General features: G+C 69.4%; 22 protein-coding genes and 4 pseudogenes. 11 read left to right on the forward strand and 15 right to left on the reverse strand.

Annotation, left to right across the window (positions count from 1 at the left end):
- Positions 1 to 59 precede the first annotated feature (59 nt).
- The 6 genes from ACFQE0_RS06760 to ACFQE0_RS06785 form a co-directional block, all read right to left on the reverse strand.
- Positions 60 to 2,204, reverse strand: a complete 2,145-nt coding sequence (locus ACFQE0_RS06760) for a sodium-translocating pyrophosphatase (RefSeq protein ID WP_378968243.1) — start codon at positions 2,202 to 2,204, stop codon at positions 60 to 62.
- A gap of 342 nt (positions 2,205 to 2,546) precedes the next feature.
- Positions 2,547 to 3,155: a dephospho-CoA kinase gene (gene coaE / locus ACFQE0_RS06765; RefSeq protein ID WP_378968245.1), complete on the reverse strand. Its 609-nt coding sequence runs from the start codon at positions 3,153 to 3,155 to the stop codon at positions 2,547 to 2,549.
- Positions 3,152 to 3,982: a shikimate dehydrogenase gene (locus ACFQE0_RS06770; protein ID WP_378968247.1), complete on the reverse strand. Its 831-nt coding sequence runs from the start codon at positions 3,980 to 3,982 to the stop codon at positions 3,152 to 3,154. Before ACFQE0_RS06770 ends, coaE begins: the two co-directional genes overlap by 4 nt.
- Positions 3,979 to 4,944, reverse strand: a complete 966-nt coding sequence (locus ACFQE0_RS06775; RefSeq protein ID WP_378968249.1) for a cation diffusion facilitator family transporter — start codon at positions 4,942 to 4,944, stop codon at positions 3,979 to 3,981. Before ACFQE0_RS06775 ends, ACFQE0_RS06770 begins: the two co-directional genes overlap by 4 nt.
- A 15-nt stretch (positions 4,945 to 4,959) precedes the next feature.
- Positions 4,960 to 5,571 carry a Maf family protein gene (locus tag ACFQE0_RS06780; RefSeq protein WP_378968251.1) on the reverse strand — a complete coding sequence of 204 codons (612 nt, stop codon included), beginning with the start codon at positions 5,569 to 5,571 and terminating at the stop codon, positions 4,960 to 4,962.
- Between the two features lie 167 nt (positions 5,572 to 5,738).
- Positions 5,739 to 6,041 (reverse strand): hypothetical protein, encoded by a 303-nt coding sequence (locus ACFQE0_RS06785; protein WP_378968253.1) that lies wholly within the window; start codon positions 6,039 to 6,041, stop codon positions 5,739 to 5,741.
- A gap of 118 nt (positions 6,042 to 6,159) precedes the next feature.
- Here ACFQE0_RS06785 and ACFQE0_RS06790 point away from each other — a divergent pair, with 118 nt between their 5' ends.
- Positions 6,160 to 6,396: a hypothetical protein gene (locus ACFQE0_RS06790; protein WP_378968255.1), complete on the forward strand. Its 237-nt coding sequence runs from the start codon at positions 6,160 to 6,162 to the stop codon at positions 6,394 to 6,396.
- Positions 6,397 to 6,497: 101 nt separating this feature from the next.
- Here ACFQE0_RS06790 and rho read toward each other — a convergent pair.
- Positions 6,498 to 7,842 (reverse strand): annotated as a pseudogene (rho, locus tag ACFQE0_RS06795) (transcription termination factor Rho).
- A 382-nt stretch (positions 7,843 to 8,224) separates the two neighbouring features.
- On the opposite strand from rho, the gene ACFQE0_RS06800 reads away from it, so the two are divergent.
- The 6 genes and pseudogenes from ACFQE0_RS06800 (at position 8,225) to thiL (ending at position 13,171) form a co-directional block, all read left to right on the forward strand.
- Complete coding sequence (locus ACFQE0_RS06800; RefSeq protein WP_378968257.1) at positions 8,225 to 8,728, forward strand: DUF3429 domain-containing protein; 504 nt, start codon at positions 8,225 to 8,227, stop codon at positions 8,726 to 8,728.
- Between the two features lie 91 nt (positions 8,729 to 8,819).
- Positions 8,820 to 10,341, forward strand: a pseudogene (gene hisS / locus ACFQE0_RS06805) (histidine--tRNA ligase).
- A 125-nt stretch (positions 10,342 to 10,466) separates the two neighbouring features.
- On the forward strand, positions 10,467 to 11,048 hold the full coding sequence (locus tag ACFQE0_RS06810) for a carboxymuconolactone decarboxylase family protein (protein WP_378968259.1): 582 nt from the start codon (positions 10,467 to 10,469) through the stop codon (positions 11,046 to 11,048).
- Positions 11,049 to 11,137: 89 nt separating this feature from the next.
- Positions 11,138 to 11,620, forward strand: a complete 483-nt coding sequence (gene ribH, locus ACFQE0_RS06815) for a 6,7-dimethyl-8-ribityllumazine synthase (protein ID WP_378968261.1) — start codon at positions 11,138 to 11,140, stop codon at positions 11,618 to 11,620.
- 122 nt (positions 11,621 to 11,742) lie between these two features.
- Positions 11,743 to 12,177 (forward strand): transcription antitermination factor NusB, encoded by a 435-nt coding sequence (gene nusB, locus ACFQE0_RS06820; RefSeq protein ID WP_378975333.1) that lies wholly within the window; start codon positions 11,743 to 11,745, stop codon positions 12,175 to 12,177.
- Positions 12,174 to 13,171, forward strand: a pseudogene (gene thiL, locus ACFQE0_RS06825) (thiamine-phosphate kinase). Before nusB ends, thiL begins: the two are co-directional and overlap by 4 nt.
- 17 nt (positions 13,172 to 13,188) lie before the next feature.
- Here the strand turns inward: thiL and flbD are convergent.
- The 8 genes from flbD to ACFQE0_RS06865 all read right to left on the reverse strand — a co-directional run bounded on the left by flbD (position 13,189) and on the right by ACFQE0_RS06865 (position 20,908).
- On the reverse strand, positions 13,189 to 14,550 hold the full coding sequence (gene flbD / locus ACFQE0_RS06830; RefSeq protein ID WP_378968263.1) for a sigma-54-dependent transcriptional regulator FlbD: 1,362 nt from the start codon (positions 14,548 to 14,550) through the stop codon (positions 13,189 to 13,191).
- Between the two features lie 137 nt (positions 14,551 to 14,687).
- The gene (gene fliN / locus ACFQE0_RS06835; protein ID WP_378968265.1) at positions 14,688 to 15,020 is read right to left on the reverse strand and encodes a flagellar motor switch protein FliN; all 333 of its coding nucleotides are present in this window, start codon (positions 15,018 to 15,020) and stop codon (positions 14,688 to 14,690) included.
- Positions 15,021 to 15,032: 12 nt separating this feature from the next.
- Positions 15,033 to 15,638 carry a FliH/SctL family protein gene (locus ACFQE0_RS06840; protein WP_378968267.1) on the reverse strand — a complete coding sequence of 202 codons (606 nt, stop codon included), beginning with the start codon at positions 15,636 to 15,638 and terminating at the stop codon, positions 15,033 to 15,035.
- Complete coding sequence (locus ACFQE0_RS06845; RefSeq protein WP_378968269.1) at positions 15,635 to 16,681, reverse strand: flagellar motor switch protein FliG; 1,047 nt, start codon at positions 16,679 to 16,681, stop codon at positions 15,635 to 15,637. The genes ACFQE0_RS06840 and ACFQE0_RS06845 overlap by 4 nt, the downstream gene beginning before the upstream one ends.
- Before the next feature lie 20 nt (positions 16,682 to 16,701).
- Positions 16,702 to 18,348 carry a flagellar basal-body MS-ring/collar protein FliF gene (gene fliF, locus ACFQE0_RS06850; RefSeq protein ID WP_378968271.1) on the reverse strand — a complete coding sequence of 549 codons (1,647 nt, stop codon included), beginning with the start codon at positions 18,346 to 18,348 and terminating at the stop codon, positions 16,702 to 16,704.
- A gap of 204 nt (positions 18,349 to 18,552) precedes the next feature.
- Entirely contained in the window at positions 18,553 to 18,828 is a 276-nt protein-coding gene (gene sciP / locus ACFQE0_RS06855; RefSeq protein WP_238204121.1) for a CtrA inhibitor SciP, read from the reverse strand.
- A gap of 91 nt (positions 18,829 to 18,919) precedes the next feature.
- Positions 18,920 to 19,603: a flagellar hook assembly protein FlgD gene (locus ACFQE0_RS06860; RefSeq protein WP_378968273.1), complete on the reverse strand. Its 684-nt coding sequence runs from the start codon at positions 19,601 to 19,603 to the stop codon at positions 18,920 to 18,922.
- A gap of 48 nt (positions 19,604 to 19,651) precedes the next feature.
- Entirely contained in the window at positions 19,652 to 20,908 is a 1,257-nt protein-coding gene (locus tag ACFQE0_RS06865) for a flagellar hook-length control protein FliK (protein WP_378968275.1), read from the reverse strand.
- Positions 20,909 to 21,150: 242 nt separating this feature from the next.
- Between ACFQE0_RS06865 and mnmA the strand changes: the two are divergent.
- The 4 genes and pseudogenes from mnmA (at position 21,151) to ACFQE0_RS06885 (ending at position 25,402) form a co-directional block, all read left to right on the forward strand.
- A pseudogene (mnmA, locus tag ACFQE0_RS06870) lies at positions 21,151 to 22,300 on the forward strand (tRNA 2-thiouridine(34) synthase MnmA).
- Positions 22,301 to 22,362: 62 nt separating this feature from the next.
- Positions 22,363 to 23,016, forward strand: a complete 654-nt coding sequence (locus tag ACFQE0_RS06875) for a class I SAM-dependent methyltransferase (protein WP_378968277.1) — start codon at positions 22,363 to 22,365, stop codon at positions 23,014 to 23,016.
- Entirely contained in the window at positions 23,013 to 23,789 is a 777-nt protein-coding gene (locus ACFQE0_RS06880; protein ID WP_378968279.1) for a TVP38/TMEM64 family protein, read from the forward strand. The genes ACFQE0_RS06875 and ACFQE0_RS06880 overlap by 4 nt, the downstream gene beginning before the upstream one ends.
- A gap of 194 nt (positions 23,790 to 23,983) precedes the next feature.
- Positions 23,984 to 25,402 (forward strand): sensor histidine kinase, encoded by a 1,419-nt coding sequence (locus ACFQE0_RS06885; protein WP_378975335.1) that lies wholly within the window; start codon positions 23,984 to 23,986, stop codon positions 25,400 to 25,402.
- The last annotated feature ends 26 nt before the right edge of the window (positions 25,403 to 25,428 follow it).

Raw genomic sequence — 25,428 nt, forward strand, 5'->3', positions numbered from 1 at the left:
CGCGATGACGGCGGTGATTGAACGACGCCCGGCGCGGAACCCGCGCCGGGCTGTCATGGTCACGCGTGCGCCAGCACCGCCAGGAGCAGCAGGGCGATGATGTTGGTGATCTTGATGGCCGGGTTCACGGCCGGGCCGGCGGTGTCCTTGTAGGGGTCGCCGACCGTGTCGCCGGTCACGGCGGCCTTATGGGCCTCCGAGCCCTTTCCGCCGTGATGGCCGTCCTCGATGTACTTCTTGGCGTTGTCCCAGGCGCCGCCGCCGGAGGTCATCGAGATCGCGACGTAGAGCCCCGTGATGATCACGCCGAGCAGCATCGCGCCGACCGTCGCGAAGGCTTGGGATTTGCCCGCGATCGGCTGGATCACGAAGAACAGCACGATCGGCGACAGCACCGGAAGGAGCGAGGGGATGATCATCTCCTTGATCGCGGCCCGGGTCAGCATGTCGACCGCCCGGCCGTAATCGGGCCGGTCGATCCCCTGCATGATACCGGGCTTCTCGCGGAACTGGCGGCGCACCTCCTCCACCACGGCCGCGGCGGCGCGGCCCACGGCGGTCATGGCGATGCCGCCGAACAGGTAGGGGATCAGGCCGCCGAGAAGCAGGCCCACCACCACATAGGGGTTCGAGAGCGAGAAATCGACGTTCACCCCCTGGTAGAAGCGGTACTGCGTCGGGCTCGCATTGGCCGTGAAGTAGTGCAGGTCCGACGTGTAGGCCGCGAACAGCACCAGGGCGCCCAGGCCCGCCGAGCCGATGGCATAGCCCTTCGTCACCGCCTTGGTGGTGTTGCCAACCGCGTCCAGCGCATCGGTGGACTTGCGCACATCCGGGGGCAAGCCCGCCATTTCAGCGATGCCGCCCGCATTGTCCGTCACCGGCCCGAAGGCATCGAGCGCCACGATGAAGCCTGCCAGCGCCAGCATGGCGGTGACCGCGATGGCGATGCCGAATAGGCCCGCCAGGGCGTAGGTGCCGATGATGCCCGCCACGATCACGATGGCCGGCAGCGCGGTGGATTCTAGCGAGATCGCCAGACCCTGGATCACGTTGGTGCCGTGGCCGGTCACCGAGGAGTCCGCGATGGACTTCACCGGCCGGAAGTTCGTGCCGGTGTAGTATTCGGTGATGACCACGATCAGCGCCGTGATGGCCAGCCCGATCACCGCGCAGCCGAACAGCCCACCCGCCGTGAAGGTGAGACCGGTCGAGGTGGTGAACGAGGTCGAGAACCCGCCGAGCAGCGTGTAGGTCACGGCGGCGATGGCGACGATGGACAGCACGCCCGCCGCGATGAGCCCCTTGTACAGGGCGCCCATGATCGACTGGTTGGCCGAGAGCCGCACCGCGAAGGTGCCTGCAATCGAAGTGACGATGCAGGCCGCTCCGATGGCCAGCGGGTAGAGCATCATCGGCTCCAGCACCGCCCGGCCGCTGCCGGTGGGGCCGGAGAAGAAGATCGCCGCCAGAACCATGGTGGCGACGACCGTCACGGCGTAGGTCTCGAACAGGTCGGCGGCCATGCCCGCGCAGTCGCCCACGTTGTCGCCGACGTTGTCCGCGATGGTGGCGGGGTTGCGCGGATCATCCTCCGGGATTCCCGCCTCGACCTTGCCGACGAGATCGCCGCCGACATCCGCGCCCTTGGTGAAGATACCGCCGCCGAGGCGGGCGAAGATCGAGATCAGCGAAGCGCCGAAGCCGAGTGCCACCAGCGCGTCGATCACCTCGCGGCTCGACGGATCGAGCCCGGCGCCACGGGTGAGGACGAGGTAGTAGAGGGCGACGCCCAGCAGCGCGAGGCCCGCCACCAGCATCCCCGTCACCGCGCCGGACTTGAACGCCACGTCGAGGCCCGCGCCGAGCGAGAAGGACGAAGCCTGCGCCGTGCGCACGTTGGCGCGCACCGAGACGTTCATGCCGATGAAGCCCGCCGCTCCCGACAGCACCGCTCCGATCAGGAAGCCGAACGCGACCTTGAGCCCGAGGAACGCGGCGAGCGCCACGAACAGCACGATCCCGACGACGCCGATGGTGAGGTATTGCCGCTTCAGATAGGCCTGCGCGCCCTCGGCGATCGCCCCCGCGATCTCCTGCATGCGCTGGGTCCCCGCGTCACGTTTCATCACGTCGGTGATCGTGACGATGCCGTAGGCGATGGCACAGAGCCCGCCTACGATGATCAAAATCAAGGGAAGCATTCGACCGTCCTTTGTTATGATGCCTGGCTGGGGCTTGTCGTTGGCGAGCTCGGCCTTTTGGCCGCGGGACGTGACGCTCGGATTCGGGCTTTCCTTCCCAGAACCATGCATTGATTGCCAAACTTCGCCGCAGAGCGCAAACGTGGCCTTCGTCGCGGCGGATGAATGCTGCGTTGCGAAATAAAACTCAGATTTGGCCGGTATGTTCTTCGCAGTTGCGACGGCCGACAACTTGCGGTTTGATCTCGGCGATGTAGTCGGACGCCGTACGACAGAGCTCGGCCCGATCACTGACCTCAGGATGAGGGCGAGGGTTGGAAAACCGGTGTCTCCGTCAGGCTCTCAGGCGCCCGTCAGCGTCGCGACGATGCGGGACACCTCGGCCTCGGCGGTCGCGAAGCCGCCTCCGGTGTCGATGACGTAATCCGCCCGCGCCCGCTTCTCGGCATCGGGCATCTGCTTGGCGAGGATCGCCGCGAAGGTCGCTTCGGTCATGCCGGGCCGGGCGAGGACACGCTCGCGCTGGATTTCGGCCGGGGCGCTCACCACGGCCACCGCGTCGCAGCGCGCCTCGCCCCCGGTCTCGTAGAGGAGCGGGATGTCGAGGAGGGCGAGCGGCGCCTCGGCATGGCGGGCGAGGAAGGCATCGGCCTCGGCCCGCACCAGGGGATGGACGAGGGCTTCGAGCCGGGCGAGCCGGGCGGGGTCGCCCAGCACCGCCGCCCGCAGGGCCGCCCGATCGACCCCACCCGCCGCGTCGAGCACGCCGGGGAATTCCCGGCCGATGGCCTCGGCCGCCGCGCCGCCGGGCCCGTAGAGGGCGTGCACCGCTGCATCCGCATCGTGCACCGGGACGCCAAGCTTGGCGAACATCGCGGCGGTGGCGGATTTGCCCATGCCGATCGAGCCGGTGAGCCCGAGCACGAAGGGCCTGCCGCGCCCGGCGCTCATGTCGCGAGATCCGCGACGATCCGGTCGCGCAGGGCCGCCGTCACCTCCGGGCGCACTCCGAACCATGCGGCAAAGCCTGGGACCGCCTGATGCAGCAGCATGCCGAGCCCATCGACCGCAGCGAGACCCCGTCGCCGGGCGGCAGCGAGGAGATCCGTTTCCAGGGGCGCGTAGACGATGTCCGCGACCGCCGCCCCTGCCGGGAGGGGGGCGAGGTCGAGGGCGAGGGGCGGCTGGCCCTTCATGCCGAGCGAGGTGGTGTTCACCACAAGCCCTGCTCCTTCCAGGGCGGAGGACAGGTCGTCCCAGGCCAGCGGCTCTGCCACGCCTGGCGCCAGGGCGGCGACGGCCGCAGCCCGCTCAGGCGTGCGGTTCGCCACGCGGATGCGGGCCACGCCACGCTCCGCCAGCCCGACCACGATGGCCCGCGCGGCGCCGCCCGCGCCGAGGATCACCGCCTCGCCCCGCCCCGGCCATTCCGCCCCAAGGCTGTGGTCGAGATGGGCGCAGAAGCCCGGCGCATCGGTGTTGTCGCCGTGGACGCGCCCGTCCTCTGCCACGATCAGGGTGTTCACCGCGCCGATCTTTTCGGCACGGGGCGTCAGCGTGTCGGCCAGCGCGAAGGCCGCCTCCTTGTGCGGGATGGTGACGTTCCCACCCCGGAAGCCCGATTCACGGAGCCCGCGCAGGAAGGCCGGGAAATCGGAGGGCGCCACGTCGATGCGCTCGTAGGAGCCGGCGATGCCGTGCTCGGCGAGCCAATGCCCGTGAATCAGCGGGGAGCGCGAATGGGCAATGGGATGCCCGGCGACGAAGGCTTTGATCATGCGGCGCAAGCTCCGGCAAGGCGGCAATCGGGGCCGCCCGCCTCCTCGATCTGCAGGGTGGCGTGGCCGATGCCGAACCGCTCGCGCAGACCCTCGCAGGTCTCCACGAGGAAGCCGTTGCCCGGGTGGCCCTGCGCCATCACCAGATGGGCGGTCAGTGCCACGCTCGTCGTGCTCATCGGCCAGATATGAAGGTCGTGCAGGTCGGCGACGCCCGGCCTCTCGCGCAGGAAGCCCTCGACCGCATCGGGCGAGATCTGGGGCGGCACCGCGTCGAGGGACATGGCCACGCTGTCGCGCAACAGGCCCCACGTCGCCCAGACGACGAGCCCCGCCACTGCGAGGCTCACCGCCGGGTCGATCCAGGCGAGACCCGTCGCCCAGATGACGAGGCCCGCCACCACGACGCCCGCCGACACCGCCGCGTCCGCCGCCATGTGCAGGAAGGCGCCGCGAATGTTGATGTCGTCCTTGGCACCGCTGACGAACAGCCACGCGGTCAGTCCGTTCACGAGGATGCCGATGGCGGCGACCACCATCACCGTCACCCCCGCCACCGGCTCCGGATTGCTGAGACGCAGGATGGCCTCCCAGATCACCGCGCCCATGGCGATCAGCAGGAACACCGCGTTGAACAGGGCTGCCAGGATCGAGGAGCCCCGCATTCCATAGGTGAAGCGCGCCGTCCGCTGGCGGCGCACCAGCACCGAGGCGATCCAGGCGGCCAGCAGACCGAGCACGTCCGACAGATTGTGCCCGGCATCGGCCACGAGCGACATGGCGTTGGCGGCGTAGCCGTAGCCCGCCTCCACCACCACGAAGACCGTATTCAGCGCGATGCCGATCGCGAAGGCCGTGCCGAAATGCTTCGGCGCGTGGGAATGGCCGCCGCCATGCCCCGCATGGGAATGGCTGCCGTGGCTGTGGCCGTGGCTTCCATGGGAATGGTCGTGTCCGGCCACGGGCAAACCCTTACGCTAGAACCTGAGGAGACCGGCGGCCCGCAGCCGGGCCAGCAGTGGCAGGAGCGGCAGGCCGAGCACCGTGCTGTGATCGCCCTCGACAGTCTCGAACAGGTGAATGCCCGGCCCTTCCAACTGGTACCCACCGACGCTCGCGCGCACGCGTGCCTCGCCGGCACAGGCGAGGTAGGCCGCGATCCCCTCCTTTGCGAGGGGGCGCATCGTCAGCTGCGCCGTCTCCACGAAGAGATCCGTCGATCCGTCTCTGACCAGGGCAACGGCGGAATGCAAAGCGTGGGTCCGACCGGCGAGCCGGGCGAGGTGATCGCGCGCGGCCCCGAGATCGGTGGGCTTGTGGAAGACCGTGCCGTCGAGGGCGAGCACCTGATCGGCGCCGATCACCACCCGGCCGGGATGGCGGGCGGCGACGGCCTCGGCCTTGGCGCGGGCGAGGGCGCCTGCCAATTCTACTGGTGAAAGGGACCCTGCCGCCGCTTCGATCTCGCGCTCGTCGACACCGGGCGATTCGGTCTCGACGGGTAAGGCCGCGCTTTCGAGGAGAAGCCGCCGCGTGGCGCTGGTCGAGGCGAGGAGGAGCGGCGCCGGGCCGAGCCAAGGGGAGGTCATCGCCCCAGTGTCACGGATCGTCCGGCCGGTGCAAGGGTAGTGCGAAGGAGGCGAAAGCCTGTGCGACCCGCCCCACCGACGGATTCGAACCGCGGCGGGGCTGTCGCTGGGGCCGATACGCTACCTGGCCCCTGCGGACACCATGGCAGGAAACGGTTAGCCGAAGGTCAACGCGCGCGCCGCGAAAGACCCGGAACCGGCTTGTCGCTGATCACGTGACGCTCGGCGATAGCCGTGTTGATCTCCCACAGGAGCAAATCGGCTGCGAGGCGGAGCGCGCCGTGGCCGGTGCGGCCCAACGATTTGCGAAGCTCTACGGCCAAGTCGGCCGCTTCCGCCAGCGGATCGTTCGGCTCGGTGGCCGCAGCCACGGGCGGATGACGCCTCGTAAGGGGGGCCGCCTGGCTCGGAATCGGGCCGGACCACGCATGGATGTTCGTGACGTCGATGAGGACGCCCCGCCCGGTCATCGCGCCACCTGTGCCCAGTGCATATTGGCCGCGGCACTGAATCCAGCTCGACATCGCCCTTTTCATCGAAGACGCGGAACTCGCACAGGAACGGACCACCGCTCCGCGTCAGATCAAGATGGATCTCGCGGATCAGAGTACGGTCTTCATCCTGCACATGATTCAGCGCCTCATCGAAGTCGATGGGATGCTCGGGGATGTACCCCACCATCTGCAACATTGCGGCGGCATGGGCGTCGAGCGACACGACCGACTTGCTCGCATCAACCTGCCACAGCCCGACAGCTTGGCTGCCCATGGCCTGCGTGATGCCCGAAGCCTCGGGCACCGTCGACGACGTCGCCTCGCGGCCTGACCAAGCCGTCATCAATCACTTCCTCGGAACGTAACCCAGGGCGAGTATCTAGGGAGTCCTGGGTGCGAGGCAAGGCATGATTAACGCGTCTTTCCACAATTCTACGTGTTCATGGAATCGAAGAAATCAGTGTTCGTTTTAGTCTGCCGCAGCTTATCCAGCAAGAATTCGATCGCGTCGGTCACGCCCATCGGGTTGAGGATGCGACGAAGCACGTAAGTCTTCTTGAGAGAATCCGGCGGAACGAGAAGTTCTTCCTTCCGTGTGCCCGACCGGGTGATATCGATCGCGGGGAAGATTCTCTTGTCGGAAACTTTACGGTCGAGGATGATTTCGGAGTTGCCGGTGCCCTTGAACTCTTCAAAGATCACCTCGTCCATGCGCGAACCGGTGTCGATCAGCGCGGTGGCGATGATCGACAACGACCCGCCTTCCTCGATGTTGCGGGCCGCGCCGAAGAACCGCTTTGGCCGCTGCAGAGCGTTGGCATCGACACCGCCGGTCAGCACCTTGCCGGAGGACGGCACCACCGTGTTGTAGGCGCGGCCGAGCCGGGTGATCGAATCCAGCAGGATGACCACGTCGCGGCCATGCTCCACGAGGCGCTTGGCCTTCTCGATCACCATCTCCGCGACCTGCACGTGGCGGGTCGCCGGCTCGTCGAAGGTGGAGGCGATGACCTCGCCCTTCACCGAGCGCTGCATGTCGGTCACTTCCTCCGGGCGCTCGTCGATGAGCAGCACGATGAGGTAGCACTCGGGGTGGTTGAGGGTGATCGACTGCGCGATGTTCTGCATCAGCACGGTCTTACCCGTGCGCGGCGGCGCCACGATCAGGGCGCGCTGGCCCTTACCGATCGGGGCCACGATGTCGATGATGCGGGGCGAGAAGTCCTTCTTGATCGGGTTGTCCAGTTCGAGCTTGAACCGCTTCGTGGGGAAGAGCGGCGTCAGGTTGTCGAAATGGACCTTGTGCTTGATCTTCTCAGGGTTCTCGAAATTGATCGTGTTGACCTTGAGCAACGCGAAGTAGCGCTCGCCGTCCTTGGGTCCGCGAATCGGCCCCTCAACGGTGTCGCCGGTCCGCAGGCCGAAGCGGCGGATCTGGGTCGGCGAGATGTAGATGTCGTCCGGCCCCGGCAGGTAGTTCGAATCGCTGGAGCGCAGGAAGCCGAAGCCGTCCTGCAGCACCTCGACCGTGCCGGCGCCGATGATCTCGACATCCTTGGAAGCGAGCTGCTTCAGGATGGCGAACATCAACTCCTGCTTGCGCATGGTCGAGGCGTTCTCGACCTCGACCTCTTCGGCGAAGGCGGTGAGTTCGGTCGGCGTCTTGGCCTTCGAGCTCGGAGAGCTTCACTTCGCGCATGCCGGCGAGGGCTGCGACAGTGGTCTCGGCCGGTTCAACGGTCTCGAGATCGGTCAGGGCGTCGGAGTCTGGCGTCATGGAATGTCTTGGACCGACGAAGGGACGGGACAGGGAGGTCGGTTTCGCGCCAAACGCCCGGGGAGGGGCGCCGGAGGGCGGGCCGCACCGCGGCGTGTAGCCCGTACATCGACTTTGGCGAACCGTCTTGGCAGGACCCTGCGGGCTCACGGGCGCGCTGCGGCGCAGACCTTGTGAGGAGGGCAGAGCCTGCATAGCCCGTTTCGCGCAGGGGCTCAAGGGCCTATTGGACATCGCGCGCGATCGCGAGGAGAGATGGGCGGCGTGGGGATTCGGAACCGGCCCGGCGCCGGCCCGTTCCCCCTCCCGTTCACCGCGCCGCAGCGAAGTCACCGCGCGGCCCGCCACCGCAGTGGGGCGGGAACTGGAAAGACGCGTTCCGATGCTCGAAGACACCACCGGCCGTACGATCGTCGCCCACGAGCCACGCCGGATTCCCTGGCTCGATCTCGTGTTCGGCTTCGGCCCGATGGTGCCGATCGCCGTGGGCGCGGCTGCGGCGTGGTATCTCCAGGGGCAACCCCTCGACTATCTCGTGATCCTCGTCACCCTTCTCTACTCGGCCTCGATCCTGTGCTTCCTGGCGGGCGTCCACCGGGGCGTCAGCTTCCGCACCGAGGGCGGTCCGCGCCTGTCGCAGATGGTGACGATGCTCGTGCTTTACGGGCTCGGCCTCGGCAGCCTGATCACGGTGGTGACCGGCAAGATCGTGTTCGGCCTGTCCATGCTGATCCTCGGTTATACGCTGGTTGCGGTGCTCGACCCGCTGGAGGCACGCAGCGGTGCCGTGCCCCTGGCCCATGCCCGCCTGCGGCCGATCCAGATGCCGATCGCGGTGATCAGCCTCGCCGTGGTGATGTGGATCCAGCTCAACGCCCCCTACTGAGCCGCGGCGCTTGCCGCTTCCCGACCGCCTGCGCTAGAGCCCGGCGCGAGAGGCGCCTCCGCGGCGCCGCAGGAAGCGAACGATCACAGCCATGTCCAAGGCCGAGAGCAGGGCCGACACCCTCAAGCCCCGCCTGCCGCGGGGCTTCGTCGACCGGCGCGCGGGCGAGATCGCCGCGCAGGCGCGGATGCTGGAGACGATCCGCACCAGCTTCGAACTCTACGGCTTCGAGGCGCTGGAAACGCCCTTCGTCGAGTACACGGAGGCGCTCGGCAAGTTCCTGCCCGATCTCGACCGGCCGAATGCAGGCGTCTTCTCGTTCCAGGACGATGACGAGGCGTGGCTGTCGCTCCGCTACGACCTGACCGCGCCGCTGGCGCGCTTCGTGGCCGAGAATTTCGATTCGCTGCCCAAGCCCTATCGCAGCTTCCGCAACGGCTACGTCTTCCGCAATGAGAAGCCGGGGCCCGGCCGCTTCCGCCAGTTCATGCAGTTCGACGCCGATATCGTCGGCGCGCCGACGGTGGCGGGCGATGCCGAGATCTGCATGCTGATGGCCGATACCTTGAACCGTCTCGGCCTCGCCGGGCAGTTCGTGGTGAAGGTCAACAACCGTAAGGTGCTCGACGGCGTGATGGAGGCCGCGGGCCTCGCCGGGCCGGACAAGGCTGCCCAGCGTCTCACCGTCCTGCGCGCCATCGACAAGCTGGACCGCCTCGGCGTCGACGGCGTGCGCGACCTGCTTGGTGCAGGCCGCAAGGACGAGAGCGGCGACTACACCAAGGGCGCGGGCCTCACGCCGGAGGCGGCCGAGCGCATCCTGGCCTACGTGTCGCTCCAGGCCGATCCGGGTGAAGGTGCCGACCGGGTGGCCTTCTGGGAGAAGTTCTTCGAGGGCTGGCACGCGGCGGTCGGCGATTCCGAGACCGGACGCGAGGGCATCGCCGAGTTGCACGCGATGATGCGCCTCTGCGGTGCGGCGGGCTATGGCCACGACGTGATCCGCGCCGATCCGAGCGTCGTGCGCGGCCTCGAATACTATACCGGCCCGGTCTACGAGGCCGAGCTCGACCTTCCCCGTCACCAACGAGGATGGGCAGGTGGTGCGCTTCGGCTCGGTGGCGGGCGGCGGGCGCTATGACGGGCTCGTTGGACGGTTCCGCGCGGAGCCCGTTCCGGCGACCGGCTTCTCCATCGGCGTGTCGCGGCTGTTCTCGGCCCTCCAGCTCGTGAAGAGCCCGCTGCTCAAGGGCGCCGAGGCGCCTGGCCCCGTGGTGGTCCTCGTCCTCGACCGGGAGAACATGGCCGATTACCAGCGCCTCGTCGCGGCCCTGCGGGTGGATGGCATCAAGGCCGAGCTCTATCTCGGCACCGCCGGCATGAAGGCGCAGATGAAGTACGCCGACCGCCGCAAGGCTCCTGTGGCGATCATCCAGGGCTCGAACGAGCGTCTGGCGGGCGAAGTCCAGATCAAGGACCTGATCGAGGGCGCCCGTGCCGCCGAGGGCATCGCCAGCAACGCCGAATGGAAGGCTGCCCGCCCGGCGCAGTTCTCCTGCGCGGAGATGGACATGGTGGCCCAGGTGCGCGCGGTGCTGGCACGGCATTTCTGAGACGCGTCCTTCACACGCGCCGTCATCACGAGCGCAGCGAGGCGACCTACGGCAGCGGGCGACATCCAGAGGGGGGGCACCTGGATTGCTTCGCTGCTTTCGCACGGACGACGAGAGGACGGACTATGGCCGAGGCTTCATCGATGACCGACCGCATGCCGGAACTTCCGGCCGAAGCCCTCACCGACGCTCAGAAGGTCGCCGCCGAGACTTTCCTGGCCGAGCGCGGCGTGCCGGTCTTCGGGCCGTTCACGCCGCTGCTGCGCAGCCCGGACATGATGCAGTGCGCGAGCCGGATGGGGCTCTACCTCCGCTACAACAGCGTGCTGCCCCTGCGGATCAGCGAGTTCACGATCCTGATCGTCGCGCGTGAATGGAGCCAGCAGGTGGAGTGGCACATCCACCATCCCATCGCCCTGAAGGCAGGCGTCGCACCCGAGACCGCGCAAGCCCTGGCCGAGGGCCGCCGCCCGGCCACGATGAGCGAAGACGAGACGCTCGCCTACGATTTCTCGATGGAGCTTCAGCGCTTCAAGGCGGTGAGCGACCCGACCTACGCGGCCGTGGTTGCCCGTTTCAGTGAGCAGGGTGCGATCGATCTCACCGGCATCAACGGCTACTACGCGCTCCTGGCCATGACGATGAACGTCGCCCGCACGGCCCTGCCGGAGGGAGCGGCGCGGCCGCTGGCCCCTCTCACGCCGTAAACCATGACTTTGGCACATGGCCCCGCTTGTGGCGGCGCCCGCTTCGGTCTAACCCCCGCCATCCTTTTCCCTCCGGCCGGACGAGAGCCATGGTCGCCCAATCTCGCGCCGATGCGGCGCGCCGCCCTGCCGACCCGAGCGTCGCGGGAGCCCGTATCCTCGTCGTCGAGGCCCGCTACTACGACGGCCTCGCCGACGAGTTGCTGAAGGGCGCCCGCGGCGCCATCGAGGCGGCCGATGCGGTTGCCGAGGTGGTCACCGTGCCGGGCGCGCTCGAGATCCCCGCCGCCGTGGCGATCCTGTTCGAGACCGGCGCTTACGACGCCGTGGTGACGCTGGGCTGCGTGATCCGTGGCGAGACCGGGCATTACGACATCGTTGCGGGGGAGAGCGCCCGCGCCCTGATGGACCTGTCGGTGGAGCGTCACATCCCGCTCGGCAACGGCATCCTCACCGTAGAGAACGAGGAGCAGGCCTGGGCCCGCGCCCGCGTCTCCGAGATGGACAAGGGCGGCGGCGCGGCCGAGGCGGCCCTCGCGGTGCTGGCGATCAAGCGGGCGGCGACGCGATGACGGAGAACCGCATGGCCGACGGCCAGACCACCCAGGCCGGTCAGATCGCGCCGGAGGAAAAATCCCCCGCGATTAACCCGCGCAGCGGCGCCCGGCTCGCCGTGGTGCAGGCGCTCTACGACATGGACATTTCCGGCAAGGGCGTCCTCGACGCGCTGGCCGAGTTCGAGGCCCACTGGATCGGCCGAGAGATCGATGGGATCGCCCATCCTCCCGCCGAGCCGGCCTTCTTCCGCGACCTGCTGCGCGGCGTGGTGGACGAGCAGCGCGCCATCGACCCGCAACTCGACAACGCGCTGAGCGAAGGCTGGCCGCTGCGGCGGATCGAGACCGTGCTCCGGGCGATCCTGCGCGCGGGCGCCTATGAGCTGATGTTCCGCCCGGACGTGCCCGCACGGGCGGCGATCTCGCAATATGTCGACGTCACGCACAGCTTCTACAGTGCCGACGAACCTGGCCTCGTGAACGCGGTGCTCGACCGCCTCGCCCGCCAAGTCCGCCCGGCCGAGGTGGCCGAGCGCGCGGAGACCGGCAAGCCCGGCCCGAAGCGGGGCTGAGGGTGACGGGCGGGGCGCCGCGCCCGACCGAGGACGGGCTGATCGCCCGCTACTTCGCCCCCCTCGCCGGTCCCGGCGCGGACGGGATGCGCGACGACGCCGCCACCTTCACACCCTCGCCGGGCCATGACCTCGTCCTCACGGCGGATGCGGTGGTGGCGGGCGTCCATTACTTTCCCGACGATCCTCCCGCTTCCATCGCCCGCAAGGCCTTGGGGGTGAACCTGTCAGACATCGCCGCGAAAGGTGCGGTGCCGCGCGGCTTCCTGCTGACCCTGGCCCTGCCCGACGACTGGACCGAGGCGTGGCTCGCCGCCTTCACACAGGGCCTCGGCGAGGCGGCCTCCGCGTCGGGCTGCGCGCTGCTGGGGGGTGATACCGTGCGTTCCGGGGGCCGGCGCTGATCGGCGTCACCGCCTTCGGAGACGTGCCTTCGGGAACGATCGTGCGACGGACCGAAGCGCGCATCGGTGACCGGCTCTGCGTCAGCGGCACGGTGGGCGATGGCGCCCTCGGCCTGCTCCTGCGGCGGGACCCGGCCTGGGCCGCGATCCTCGACGGGCCGATGCGCGCGCATCTCGCCGACCGCTACCTGCATCCGCGCCCGCGCCTGTCGCTGGCACCCCTCCTGCGCCGCTTCGCGCGGGCCGCGATGGATGTGTCCGATGGCCTCGCGGGGGATCTCGCCAAGATGCTTGGCGGGGGCCGCAGCGCCCTGATCGATGTCCCCTCCGTGCCGCTCTCGCCCGCGGCCGCCGCTGCGCTCGACGCCGATCCCGGCCTGATCGTGCCGATCCTGACGGGGGGCGACGATTACGAGATCCTCTGCGCGGTGCCGCAGGACGCCCTCGACGCCTTCGTGGCGGCGGCTGCGGGGACGGGCATTCCGGTGACCCCGATCGGTACCGTCACCGCAGGCGAAGGCCCTCCGGCCTTCGCCCTGGCCGACGGCACGCGCCACGTCTTCGCGGCGGGGTCGTTCAGCCACTTCTGAGGGGCGGGCTCGGCCGCTCAACCCATCGCCGCGCTCACCCGGGCGCTGCCGGGTTCGGCGACATCGAGGCCGGCGGCGACGTACTCGTTGAGCTTGTTGCGTAGGGTACGGATCGAGATCCCGAGGATCTTGGCCGCATGGGTGCGGTTGCCGAGGCAATGGTCGAGGGTGTCGAGGATCAGGTCGCATTCGACCTGGGCCACGGTGCGCCCGACGAGACCCCGCGTCACCGCCTCGGCGGCCTGGGCCGCGCGGGCCGCCGGGCCCTCCGGCGAGAGGATGTCGCCATCGGGCGTGAGCAGCGCCTCGGGGCCGATCTCGGCACCGGTGGCGAGCAGCACGGCCCGGTGGAGGGTGTTCTCCAACTCGCGGACGTTGCCGCGCCATGGGTTCTTCAGCATCAGCGATTGCGCCTGCGCCGAGAGCGGCCGGGCGGGCAGCCCGTTGGACTCGGCGTAGCGGCGGGCGAAATGCGCCGCGAGTTCGAGGATGTCGCCGGGCCGCTCGCGGAGCGGCGGCAGGCGCAATGACACCACGTTCAAGCGGTAGAGCAGATCCTCACGGAAGGTGCCTTTGCGGACCTCCTCCGCGAGGTTGCGGTTCGAGGTGGCGAGCACGCGGATATCGACCTTGACCGGCGCCGTGCCGCCGACGCGGTCGATCACCCGCTCCTGGAGGGCGCGCAGCAGCTTGGCCTGCAACCGCACATCCATTTCGGAAATTTCGTCGAGGAGCAGCGTGCCGCCATTGGCCTCCTCGAACCGGCCGATGCGCCGGGCGACGGCGCCGGTGAAGGCGCCCTTCTCGTGGCCGAACAGCTCCGATTCGAGCAGCGCCTCGGGGATCGCGGCGCAGTTCACCGACACGAAGGGCTTGGCCGAACGGTTCGACTTGGCGTGCAGGTAGCGGGCGAGCACCTCCTTGCCGGTGCCGCTCTCGCCAGTGATGAGCACGGAGGCCTCCGCGCGGGCCACCTGCTCGGCGAGGCGCACCACGCGCTCCATGGCCTGGTCGCGCCAGACGAAGGGGCTGCGGTCGGCGGCCACCGCCTCCAGCACCGCCGCAATCATCTCCGGATCGGGCGGCAGGGGAATGTATTCCCGCGCGCCCGCCCGGATCGCCGCGACTGCCGCGTCGGCATTGGCCGAGACGCCGCAGGCGACGACCGGCGTGCGGATCCGCTCGGCCTCCAGTGCGCCGATCAGCCCCGCGATCGGCTGGCCGACATCGACCATCACGAGGTCGGCGCCCTTGGCCCGCAGGACGGTGAGGCCCTGGGGCACGCCGTCCGCCTGGGTCACGGACGCGCCGCGCGACATCGCGATCTTGGACGCGGTGATCAGCTCGCCGTTGAGCCGCCCGATCATCAGCAGCCGCATGGTCCCGGTCCTCTCACATGGTCAAAAATGGGGGTCCCAAGGGACGAGTCCCTTTGGGGGTCCAGGGGCGAGGCCCCTGGGATCGCAGGGCGCTGTCCTGCACCCGCCAGAGGGCTCAGCCCTCTGGACACCCCGGTTCATTCACCCTTGACGATCTCGGTCATCGTCACGCCGAGCCGATCCTCGACGAGGACCACCTCGCCGCGCGCGACCAAGCGATTGTTCACGTAGACGTCGATGGCTTCGCCGACCTTGCGGTCGAGTTCCAGCACCGTGCCGGGGCCGAGCCGCAGCAGGTCGCCGATCGGCATCCGCGCGGCGCCGAGAACGGCCGAGACCATCACCGGCACGTCGAACAGCTGTTCGAGATCGGCGGCGCTCTTGGGCGTGGTCGGTGCGTCGCGGATCGATTCGGGTGCGAAGTTGGCGTCGGTCTCGCCGAGCTGGGGCAGGTTGAAATCGTCGCTCATGGCACTGGCCCGCTAGCTGAGGGACGCGAGGCCGAGGGCCTCGGCGACGGCGGCTTCGATGCGGGCGCGCTCGCGCACGACGCCGCCATCGGCCCATTCAATCCGAGCATCGCCCGGCAGGGTATCGGGATCGCCCAGCACCACGAGGCGGCCCTCGTAGCCGCGCTCGCGGGCGAGGCGCTTCACCAGCGCCTCGGCATCCTCCACGAGGCTGTCATGGACGCGCACCACGAGATGGGGCACCCCGCGCAGGTGTTGCAGCGCGCTGCGGGCGGCCTCGCCGATCCCGGCGAGCGGCTGCGCGTCGAGGGCGTCGCCCGCCACCTTGCGGGCGATCATGATGGCGAGTTCGACGGCCTGCGCCTCGCGTTCGGCGTCCCGCGCGTCCGAGGCGGCCAGCAGTCCCGAGGCGGAGAGGGCGAGGCGCGTCATCGCGTCGGCGAGGCGCGCCTGCATCTGCGCCTCGGCTTGAAGGCGGCCTTCCTGCACGCCGCGCGCGAATCCGGCCTGCTCGGCCTGGGCCGCGTCCTCGGCAGCGCGCGCTGCCTCGGCGCTCGGCTGCGGGCGGCGGAAATCCGTGTCGAACAGGAAGGGGGTCGTCCGGCGGGCGGGGCTCAATAGACCAGCTCCTCCTCGGCGCTGTTCTTGGCGATCATGATCTCGCCCTTCTCGGCGAGATCCTTGGCCGTCTCGGTCATCTTGGCCTGGGCCTCATCGACCTCCTTGAGACGCACGGGGCCGAGAGCCTGCATCTCATCCGTCAGGTTCTTGGCGGCGCGGGTCGACATCTGAGCCAGGAAGAAGGCGCGCGTGCGCTCGTTGGCCCCCTTCAGGGCCCGGACCAGGGTTTCCGCCTCGACCTTGCGCAGCAGGGTCTGGACGCTGGCCGGATCGAGCTTCAGCAGATCCTCGAAGGTGAACATCAGGTCGCGGATGCGCTTGGCCGAGCCGCGGTTCGCCTGATCGAGGGCGGCGAGGAAGCGGCCTTCCGTCTGCCGGTCGAAGGCGTTGAACACGTCGGCCATCATCTCGTGGGCGTCGCGCCGCTGGGTCTGGGCGATGGTCGAGACGAACTCGACGCGCAGCGTCTCCTCGATGTGGCGCAGGGCCTCCTTCTGCACCGTCTCTATGCGCAGCATGCGGTTCAGCACATCAATGGCGAATTCCTCGGGCAGGATCGTCAGCACCTTGGCGGCGTAATCCGCCCGCACCCGCGACAGCACCACCGCGACGGTCTGCGGGTATTCGTTGCGCAGGAAGGAAGCCAGGATCTCGGGATCGACCTGGGCGATCGAGGCCCAGACCCGCTTGCCCGAGGCACCCTTGATCTCCGCCATGATCAGGGAGACCTGATCGCTCGGGAAGATCTTGAGGAGCAGCGCCTCGGTCCGCTCGAAGTTCGACGAGATGCCGCCGCTGTTGCCGAGCTTCGTGACGAACTCGATGATGAGCTTTTCGACCGTCTGCGCCTCGAGGGCGCCCAGCTGCACCATCGCGGCGGAGACCCTCTTGACCTCCTCCTCTTCGAGGGCCTGCCAGATGGGTGCGCCCTCCTCGTCTCCGAGCATGAGCAGCAGCGCTGCGGCGCGCTGCGGCCCGTCGAGCCGGACGAGTTCGCCGCCGCCGCCGCCGTTCTCCGGAGTGCCTATTCCTGCCGCCATGGCCTGTCTTCAGCTCCCGCTCAGTCTTCGTGGATCCAGGAGCGGAGCACCTCGACCGTCTCGGTCGGGCTCGCGCGCACCATGTCCACCACGCGTTGCACCGTTTCGGCCTGCACCTGGCCGTTGATCTTGGCGAACTCCATCAGCCGCGCGGTCGGGCTGTCGCGATCCACCACCGTCACCGTGCCTCCGCCGGCGCCCGGAAGCGTGATCGTCGCGCCGGGCGGAAGGCCCTCGATCATCGTGGCCGCCTTCGCGTCGGTCGCGTCGGCGGACGGAGCCAGCACCTGCCGCACCAGCGGACGGACCACGGTCAGCAGGACGATGAGGGTCAGGAGGGCGAGCACGCCGAGCTCGCCCATGCGCATCACGTCCTCCTTGGAGGGCGCGAGCAGCGATTGGATCAGCCCCGGCTCGTCGAATTGCGGCTGGCCCGCGGGCCCTTCGGCGAAGCGCAGGTTCACCACCTCGATCTGGTCGCCGCGCGCCTTGTCGAAGCCCACGGCGCTGCGCACCAGGGCGGCGATACGCTCGATCTCGGCGGGCGGACGCGGGGCGTAGGCGGGCTTGCCGTCCGCGCCGGGGGAGTAGACGCCATCCACCACCACCGCCACCGAGAGGCGCTTGATCCGGCCGCCCTCGGCCACCTCGGTCTTGGTGACGCGGGAGATCTCGTAGTTCGTCGTCTCCTCGTTCTTGTTGGTGGCGTCCTTCTGGCTCGGCGGCTTCTCGCCGCCATTGGCGCCCGGAAGCTCGTTGCCGACCGTGGTGGCGCCCTCGGCGCCGCCGGTCAGCGAGGATTCGGTCCGGGTCTGGCTGGAGCGCACCACCCGGCTCTCCGGGTCGAAGGTCTCGGACCGGCTCTCGATCCGGTTGAGGTCGAGTTCGGCGTTGACCTGGACCTTCGCCCGGCCGGGGCCGACGATCCCCGCGACCACGTCCTCGATCTGCGAGCGCAGGCGCCGCTCAAGGCCGACCTGACGGTCTTCCATGGCGGCGACGCCCTCCTGCTCGGCGCCCTTCGCGCCGTCGGCCAGCAGGCGTCCGCGCTCGTCCACGATGGACACGCGATCGGGCCGCAGCCCCTCCACCGCCGAGGCGGCGAGATGGCGGATCGCCCGCACCTGCCCCGCATCGAGCTCACCCATCAGCTTGAGCACGATGGCCGCCGAGGGCGCCTCGCGGTCGCGCTCGAACAGGCGCCGCTCCGGCAGGACGAGGTGGACGCGGGCCGCCTGGACCCGGCCGATGGCCCGGATCGAGCGGGCGAGCTCGCCTTCGAGCGCCCGCAGGTGATTCACGTTCTGCACGAAATTGGTGGAGGAGAACGCGTCCCCCTTGTCGAAGATCTCGTAGCCAACACCGCCCTGGGCGGGCAGGCCCTTGCCCGCGAGGTCCATGCGCAGGCGCGGCAGATCGGCGCGGGGCGCCATAATGGTCTGCCCCATCTCTCCCCGGGTCTCGTAGCGGATGCCGCGCGAATCGAGATCGCGGATCACCGCGGCCGAATCCTGCATCGACAGGTCGGAGAACAGCACGCCCATATCGGGCCGCGACACGCGCAGGATCAGGAAGGCGAAGAAGCCGATGAGCGTCAGCGTCACCGCCGCCATCGCGGCGAGCCGGGCCGGGCCGAGCTTCGTAACGAGATCGATGATCGGCTTCACGGGTGGGACGCTCGGGACGCGGGCGGCCCCGGATCGGGACCACTCGGCAGAAATTGCCCGGTTTGTGGTTAGCGACCCGTTAATGCCGACGCTCGAGGCCTGAACACGCGAAAGCCGCGCCGGAGGATGTCCGGGCGCGGCTCTGGGCAGAACGGATGGTTGAAGCGGGCGGCTGCCGGGACCGGCGGGCACGTCCCGCCCCAATCAGTGCCGGTAATGCTGGATGCGCGTGGTGCGCAGGCCGGCGAGGCCGTGCTGGTCGATCGAGAACTGCCAGCTCAGGAATTCCTCGGTGGTCAGCGTATAGCGCTTGCACGCCTCTTCCAGGCTCAGCAGCCCGCCGCGGACGGCGGCCACGACCTCCGCCTTGCGGCGGATCACCCAACGCCGGGTGGTGGGCGGCGGCAGATCCGCAATCGTCAGAGGACTGCCGTCGGGCCCGATCACGTACTTCACTCTCGGGCGGTGGGGTTCTGTCATGATACGCTCTACACTCGACTAACCCGTCGAGGGATGAAGCTACTTGCGCTCACCTAAGAGATGGTGAAGCGGATCGCTCGGATGTGATTCGTTACGCGCCGCTTGTGGACAACCCGATCTGCTGGACGCTCGAAAGGGGAACTTTCTGCGTCCCAATCAGCAGCATGGGGCTATCTCCGCTGAGATCGACTTCCGTCACGGTGCCAGACACGCTCGTATCCACGGCGACGTTGGAACCCGTCGCGTCGATCGCCGCGACCTTGATGGAATAGGTGCCGGCGGGCGCCGTAAGACCGGCCGAAGTCTTGCCGTTCCACGTGAAAGCCTGACTTCCGGCGGTGAGGGCGACGTTCTGCGTGGCGACCACGTTGCCCTTCGAATCGCTGATCGTGATCGCGGCCTTGGGCGCGGCGCGGGCGGGATCGAGGGTCCAGGTCGCCGAGCCCGACTGGAGCTGGGCCGACACACCGTCCGTCGTCACCGTCTTGCCGATGTAACTCGTGGCCGAGGCCGTGCTCGCCGATTTCGAGGCGGCGAGGATACTGTCGAGCCGGTCGTTGGACTTCAATTGCTGTTCGACGCCCGCGAACTGGACCAGCTGCTGCGTGAACTGGTTGGTGTCCATCGGGTCGAGGGGGTTCTGGTTCTTGAGCTGCGTCGTGAGCAGCGTCAGGAATTGCGAGAAGTTGTTGGCGATGCCCGCCGCGCTCGATGACGAACTCGACGATGTCGTCGCGTTGCCGCTGTTGACGAGACTCGCGATGCCCGAGGTCATGGGGTGGTCTCCTGGATCGGGTGAGGGGTGCGGACGCGATCCGCGCCGTTAAATGCGAATGTCGAGGCCGCCATAGCCGCGCAGCCTCTGATAGGGTCCGGCGTCGGCCGGGATGTCGGCGCCTTCCGTGCCCCAGGGAGTCTGCGGGCGGCCGTCGCCCCCCGCCTGTCCGTTCTGTCCGCCCGCCGCACCGCCGCCGTCGCCGCGCAGGGACAGGTTGATGCCGCTGGCGCTGGAATCGAGCCCGGCCTGAGCCAGGGCCTGCTGCAACTGGCCCGCATCACGCTGGAGGAGGGCCAGCGTGTCGGGGCGATCAACCACGAGATGGGTCGCCACCGTGCCCTTGGCCTTGTCGATCTCAAGCTTCACGTCGATCCGGCCGAGTTCGATAGGATCGAGCCTGATCTGGAATTCGCTGGACCCGGCGAGCGAGCGCAGGCCGATGGTCATCGGCACCTGCCCGAGCGGCACCGGCGGTGGCGCGGGTGGCGCCGCCTGGGCGGCATGGGTCGGCGCCGTGGACACCGTGGAGGTGGCCTGCGTGACGCCCGGTGTGGCGTTACCCTGTGGTGTGGATTGCACCGGGGCATCCGCCTTGACCGCGCCCTGGCCGCTCTCAGCCATGACGGTGAGGAACTCCTTCGCCTCGGCGCCCGCCTTGCCCTCGGGGCCGCCCTTAGTGGCGTCGGTTCCGCCGGATCCGGCGGCCTGCGGTACCTCGGCGGCCTTCGCGGCGGTGCCCGCGACGGATTCGGCCTGCTGGATGGCGGGGTCGGTCCCGGAGGCGTCCGCCGTCGTCGGTGCGGTTTGAACCGGGCTGGTCTGGATCGGCAGGAAGGGGGTCGGCACGGGAGTGGCTACGGCCTCGCCCGCGACCGCTTCACCCTTGCCGCCATCCGTCTTCGCGGCCTCGCTCTTGGCCTGCGTCCCGGCGGCGGTCTTCTCGGTGTCCGGAGCGGTTTCGGCGGCCTTCGTGTCGTTCGTCTTTGTGTCGTCCTTGGCCTGGGCCCTGTCCCGTATGGATTTCGTGTCGCCGGCATCGCGCGCGGCGCGGGGGCCGTCATCGGTCGCAGCGTGAGGCTTCGGCTTGTCCCGGGTCTCGGTCGCCGGGCGCTCCTGCGTCGAATCGCGCCGCTCGGCTCTCGGCCGGTCCTCGACCCGTCGAGGCGCGACCGGATCCGGTTTGGAAAGCAAGGTATCGAAGCGCGAGGACCTCGAGTCGGCCGCGCGCCATGCCTCGCTCGGGCGACGGTCCTGCGAGCGCCACGCCGTCGTCTCCACCTTGTCCGTCGCGCCGAAAGCCATGCACCTGCTCCTCGGCTGCCATGGAGCAAGCGCCGAGCCAGTCCTAACGAATTCCTAAACCACTGTTTTCGCGAGAGTTTTGCTGGGAGGCCCTATGGTCTCTCCCCGCCTGCGACGGCGGAACCTGCCGTCCGGGCGGCAGGATCTGCCGGGTGGCGGTTTTCAGCGGAGCCCGCAGCGGCTATAGACGCACCCGGCGGACCGGCTGCCTCGGGCGCTTGGCCGCCTGACATTGCCCCCGAATGAACGCCCTGGATCTTCCGAACCCTCCCCACGAGACGCGCATCGTCGTCGCCATGTCCGGCGGCGTGGATTCCAGCGTGGTCGCCGGGCTGCTCAAGCGGCAGGGGTTCGACGTGGTCGGCGTGACCCTCCAGCTCTACGATCACGGCGCGGCGACCCATCGGCGCGGCGCCTGCTGCGCGGGGCAGGACATCAACGACGCCCGCGCGGCGGCCGACCATCTCGGCATCCCCCATTATGTCCTCGATTACGAGGACCGCTTCCGCGACGCGGTGATCGACAAGTTCGCCGAGAGCTACCTCGCGGGCGAGACCCCGATCCCCTGCGTCGAGTGCAACCGCACCGTGAAGTTCCGCGACCTGCTGGGGCTTGCGAAGGAACTCGGTGCGGACGCGCTGGCCACCGGCCATTACGTCGCGAGCAGGGCGCTGCCGGGGGGACGGGCGCTGCACCGGGCCAAGGACCCGGCGCGCGACCAGAGCTACTTTCTTTACGCGACGACTCCCGAGCAACTCGCCTTCCTGCGTTTTCCGCTGGGCGAGCCTGGGCAAGGACGAGACCCGGGCGCTCGCCCGCGACCTCGGCCTCGCCATCTCGGAGAAGCCGGACAGCCAGGACATTTGCTTCGTGCCGCAAGGGCGCTACAGCGACGTGATCGCCCGCCTGCGCCCGGACGCCGCCCGCCCCGGCGAGATCGTGGATCTGTCCGGCCGCGCCCTCGGGCGCCACGAGGGCATCCTGCATTACACCGTGGGCCAGCGCCGGGGCCTCGGCCTCTCGGGGCGTGAGCCGCTCTACGTCGTGCGGCTGGAGCCGGACACCGCCCGCGTGGTGGTCGGCCCCCGTTCGGCGCTCGCCACCAGCCGCATCCGCCTCACCGAGTTGAACTGGCTCGGCGACGGGGACCGCGCCTCCGTCCGCGACCTGCCGGTGGCGGTGCGGGTGCGCTCCACCCGTCCGCCCCGGCCCGCGCTCCTCACCCTCGACGCCGAGGGAGCCGAAATCGTGCTCGCGGAATCGGAGGATGGCGTGTCCCCCGGACAGGCCTGCGTCATCTACGACGACGACGATCCCCGCGCGCGGGTGCTCGGCGGCGGCACCATTCGCCGCGTCGATGCGTTCTCGGCCAAGCCGCTGGAAGCGGCATGACCGTGAGCCCCAAGCCGCCGGAAGCGGCCTAGCTTCTCCCAATCCAGGACCATCCCACAGCCATGTTGAGTGAGCCGCAGGTGGCCGGGCCGAGCACGGCCCTGATGCGCAAGGCCTATGCCCGCTGGGCCCCCGTCTACGACGTGGTCTACGACAAGCTCACCGAGCCCGCCGCGCGGGCGGCGGTGGAGGCGGCCTCGGTCCACGGGCCGCGCATCCTCGAAGCGGGCGTCGGCACCGGGCTGGCGCTGGGCTACTATCCGAAGGGCAGCTTCGTTTGCGGCGTCGACCTGTCGGAAGACATGCTGAAGCGCGCCCGCGGCAAGGTCCATCGCAAGGGCCTGTCGCATGTGCGCGGCCTTCAGGTGATGGACGTGTGCCACCTCGGCTATGCTGATGCGAGCTTCGACGCGGTGGTGGCACAGTTCCTCATCACCCTCGTGCCGGATCCCGAGGCGGCGCTCTCCGAGTTCCTGCGGGTGGTGCGGCCGGGCGGCGGCATCGTGCTCGCCAACCATTTCGGCCAGGATGCCGGGGCGCTCGCTAAGGTCGAGGAGATCGTGGCGCCTCTCTGCACCAAGATCGGTTGGTCGTCGGACTTCAAGGCCTCGCGGATCGAGGCCTGGGCGCGGCGCAACGGCGTCGAGGTCCAGGGCCTGAAGCCGACCTTCCCCGGCGGCTTCTTCAAGATCCTGCGGATGCGCAAGGCCGGGTGAGCACGGCGCCGCCACCGGAGAGCCGCTGGCGGCAGGTCCGTCGCTGGCTGCCCCTGATCCTCCTCGTCGGCATCTCCGTGGCGGTGCTCGTCTCCGGAGCGTCACATCTCCTCAGCCTCGACAAGCTGCTCGCCTCCCGCGCGTGGCTGAAAGGCTTCGTGGAGGCGGGCTACGTCCGCGCCATGGTGGTGGCCTACCTCGTCTATCTGGGCGCGGTCATCGTCTCCGTACCCGCCACCTTGTTCCTCACCATGGTCTGCGGCTTCCTGTTCGGCATCGTGCCGGGGGCGCTGCTCGCCGTCTGCGCCGCCACGACCGGAGGCTCCCTGGTCTTCTCCATCGGGCGCGGCCCCGGCCGGGACCTGTTGCAGCGCTTCGGCGGCCCGCGTCTGGACCGGTTCGCCGCCGCGTTCCGGCGGGATGCGTTCGGCTACATCGCCACCTTCCGGGTGCTGCCGCTCTTCCCCTTCTGGGTGACGAACCTCGCCCCTGCCGCCTGCGGGGTGAAGCTGCGCACCTTCGTCGCTGCCACCTTCCTCGGCCTCCTGCCGGGCGCCCTGGTCTATGCCACCACCGGCTCCGGAATCGAGGATGTCGTGGCCGCCCACGAGACGGCCCGCGTGGCCTGCCTCGCGCGGGGCGAAGGCGGCTGTGACGCGGCCCTCTCTCCCGCCGCGCTCGTCACGCCCAAGATGGTTGTCGGCCTCGGCCTTCTCGGAGCGTTCGGCCTCGTGACCCTGGTTCTCAGCCGCCGGATGCGCCGCCGCGCCTGAGGCCACACGCTGCGGCTGCGTTGTGCAGGGAATTCGAAGCCACCCGCAATTCCCGTCCCTCGACGCTGGCCTCGGGCGGGTCTATCGAATGGGCTGCTCCATCGCTCGGCCGTCCTCTGACGGGATCAACGCCCGGCGTAGTGGGGTCGGGGGGCGAGGGTAGGGTGAAAGCGGAGACCGACAGCCTTGTCGGACTGCCCCATGATGCGTCGTCCGCGCGTCAGGGCGATGGCTTGCGCCCGCGTCGGCTCGGCCTCTCGGGGCGGCTGTTCCTCGTCACCGTCGCCTTCGTGGTGGTGGCCGAGATCCTGACCTTCGTCCCCGCCGTCGCGAATTACCGCATCGAGTGGATGGAAGACCGGCTGGCCGCCGCGCAGGTCGCGGCCCTGGTGCTCGACGGCCGCACGGCCGAGCCCGTGTCGGAGGATCTGGAGAGCCGCCTTCTGGCCGGCGTCAACGCCCGCGCCATCGCCGTGCGTGGCGGTGGGGCGCAGCGCCTGCTCTCCATCGAGCCCCTGCCGGAGCGGATCGCCGACACGGTCGATCTCGGGGAGGTCTCGACCTGGACGGCGCTCCGCGGAGCGTGGCGGACCCTGGTCTCGCCGGTCACGGAGCCGATCCGCGTGATCGGCCTCGGCAAGGCGAATTTCGCGCGGGTGGAGATCCTGCTCGACGAGGCGCCCCTGCGGACGGCGATGATCGACTATGCCCTGCGTCTCGCGGTCTCCTCGCTCATCATCGCGGCGGTGGCGGCGGGGCTCGTGTTCATCACGCTCCAGATCCTGATTGTGCGCCCCGTGCGGCGGCTCGCCACCAACATCACCGCCTTCGCGGACGCGCCGGAGGATGCCGGGCGGATCATCGCGCCCTCCGACCGCACGGACGAGATCGGACAGGCCGAGGTCGCCCTGGCGACGATGCAGCGGGGGCTGGCGGACCAGTTGCGTCAGAAGCGGCGGCTGGCCGAGCTCGGCCTCGCGGTCAGCAAGATCAGCCACGAGCTGCGTAACCTGCTGACCGGGGCGCAATTGCTGGGCGACAGGCTGGAGGGCACCGCCGACCCCTCGGTGCAGCGCATCGCGCCGCTCCTCGTCGGCACGCTGGCGCGGGCGATCCGGTTCTGCGAGGGCACGCTGGCCTATGGGCGGGCCATCGAGCCGGAGCCCCGCCTCGCCCCCACGCCCCTCGCGCCGCTCTTCGCCGACCTCACCCATGTGGCGGCTCTGGCCTCGCGGCCCGTCCGTGTCGCCACCGACGCGAGCGGGCTGTCGGTCATCGCCGATTCCGAGCAATTGTCGCGGGCACTCGCCAACCTCGTGCGCAATGCCGTCCAGGCCCTCGACGGGGCGGGCATAGACAACGCGACGGTGAGGGTGACCGCATCGACCGCACCCGAGGGCAAGGTGACGATCCTCGTGTCGGATAACGGGCCGGGCCTGCCACGCCGGGCGCGGGACAACCTGTTCGCCCCGTTCCAGGGCTCGGTGAAGGCGGGCGGCACCGGCCTCGGCCTGCCCATCGCGGCCGAACTCGTCGAGATGAACGGCGGGACCCTGTGTCTGGACGAGACGCAGAGCGGCACCCGCTTCCGCATCGTATTGCCTGCGGCGTAGTCAGCGCGGCGATCGGCTCGTTCGCG

Source organism: Methylobacterium komagatae, from assembly GCF_042661665.1.
In the GTDB taxonomy this organism is placed as follows: Bacteria; Pseudomonadota; Alphaproteobacteria; order Rhizobiales; family Beijerinckiaceae; genus Methylobacterium; species Methylobacterium komagatae.